Consider the following 1,861-nt stretch of genomic DNA (forward strand, 5'->3'; position numbering starts at 1 on the left):
TGTCAACAGCGGTTTAAAATTCCTTCTTAATAACGGATTAAAAATCCCTTTTTTACACGTTACTCTTGGAAACTATCGACACGGGTCGGCTGGATGCCGGCCCGTTTCTTTTCCCTCATCCGATATGAATCTCCCCGAATGTTAAAAGTGGTCGCATGATGAAGAAGGCGATCTAAAATTGCGGTTGCCAAAACCTCGTCACCAAATATTTTTCCCCATTCAATATATGACTTGTTTGAAGTCAGGATGATCGAACCTCTCTCATATCTCTTCGAGATGATTTGAAACAGCGCATTCGCACTGATGGGGTCGAACGGAAAATAACCGATTTCATCTAGAATGAGTAGCTCGGATCGACAGTACCTTTTGATGATACGAGGAAGAAGGCCAGATTTCTCTGCTTTTTGACACTCCTCGACAAAATCGTTCGCGGTAATGAACGAAGTCCGATAACCTTTCGTGACAGCTTCCGCAGCGATTGAAATCGCCAAGTGTGTCTTCCCTACCCCCGGCGGGCCCAATAATAATACATTAAAGCCGTTATCGATGAACCGACAGGTCATCACCTCCCTGACGCGCTTTTCATTGATGCTCGGCTGAAACGCAAAGTCGAAGTCTTCTAGCGTCTTAAAATAGGGGAGTCTGGCACGTTTTATTCGTTTCGATAGCTCTGTTGACTCACGGTGTTCGATTTCCGTCATCAGAATACTGTTTAGAAAGTCCGAATATGCTACATTATTCTTGGAGGCATCTTCAAGGATTCCTTCAAGCTGGTTGGCCGACAATTGCCATCCAACTTTTTCTAAGCGTTCAGTGAGAAGGTCCGTGTTCATTCGTGATCGCTCCTTTCGAACTGTTCGTACACTTGAAGGGAACGACGTTCCACTTCAGGAATATCGGGCTGGAGACGACGGGTCGGCAAACCTTTTTGAGTCGTTTCTAGCCCTTTGTAATGCTCTAAATTTAATTGATACTTCAAGTTCCCGGAGGCGATCGGGTGTTGGGCGATTTGTTCGCCATCAGCGTAGACCTCGAGATGATGGTCAAGGGTGATTCTAATTCGTACATGCTGTCCGACGAACCGGAACGGAACTGAATACTGTCGTCCTTGGTAGGACACAAAACAGTCTTTGCTTACTTGACGTGTTTCCCAGCGATGGACCGGATAATGCGGCTTCAAATGTCCTGGTGCTAGAAAACCTTGTTCAACCTCGAAGCGTTTCTCAGGTGACTCTTTCGTCGTATCGTTTTTCTTTTTATTGGCCGTGTTTTGTAGCCACTCCAGGACGTCACGATTCAATCGTTCCAATGTCTTTCCGATACGTCGTTTGAAAAAGTTCTGTTTCATATAGCCGAATGAGCGCTCGATCTTCCCTTTCGTCTGTGCCCGTCTGGGCTTGCACGCCTTCGGCGTAATCCCATAATAGGCCAAGAAATCTTCGAACTTCTGATTGAACTTGATACCGTTTGGATTGTGGCTGATGACCGCAGTTTTCATATTGTCATAGAGAATCTGTTGCGGTACGCCATTGAAGAAGGCGAACGCATTCATATGGCACTTCATCAGAGTCTCCAGCGTCATGTCGGTCGTGAACTCGATGTATCGCATCCTTGAATACCCGAGGATGATGGAGAAGGCATACACCATACGCATTTCACCGTCTACTTCATACGTCCCGACATCACTCCAATCCATCTGTCCCTGTCGTCCAGGCGGTGTTTCAAACCTGACGGTAGCCTGCTTTTTAGGCTGAAGTCTGTAAGGTCTCACGTACTCTCTCAGAATCGTCATTTTCCCTTCATAGCCTAGCTTTTGAATCTCATCGAACAGAACCTCGCAATTGGTTGTACCTTCTTTGAT

Annotated in this window: 2 protein-coding genes; both read right to left on the minus strand. The window is 46.2% G+C overall.

The annotated features are described in order from the left end of the window. Positions 1-59: 59 nt before the first annotated feature. The gene (istB, locus tag EVJ30_RS14830) at positions 60-833 is read right to left on the minus strand and encodes an IS21-like element helper ATPase IstB (protein WP_031424696.1); all 774 of its coding nucleotides are present in this window, start codon (positions 831-833) and stop codon (positions 60-62) included. Next, the gene (gene istA / locus EVJ30_RS14835) at positions 830-1,861 is read right to left on the minus strand and encodes an IS21 family transposase (RefSeq protein ID WP_131469568.1); all 1,032 of its coding nucleotides are present in this window, start codon (positions 1,859-1,861) and stop codon (positions 830-832) included. The genes istB and istA overlap by 4 nt, the downstream gene beginning before the upstream one ends.

It is taken from the genome of Exiguobacterium sp. SH5S13, assembly GCF_004337085.1.
Classification (GTDB): domain Bacteria; phylum Bacillota; class Bacilli; order Exiguobacteriales; family Exiguobacteriaceae; genus Exiguobacterium; species Exiguobacterium aurantiacum_A.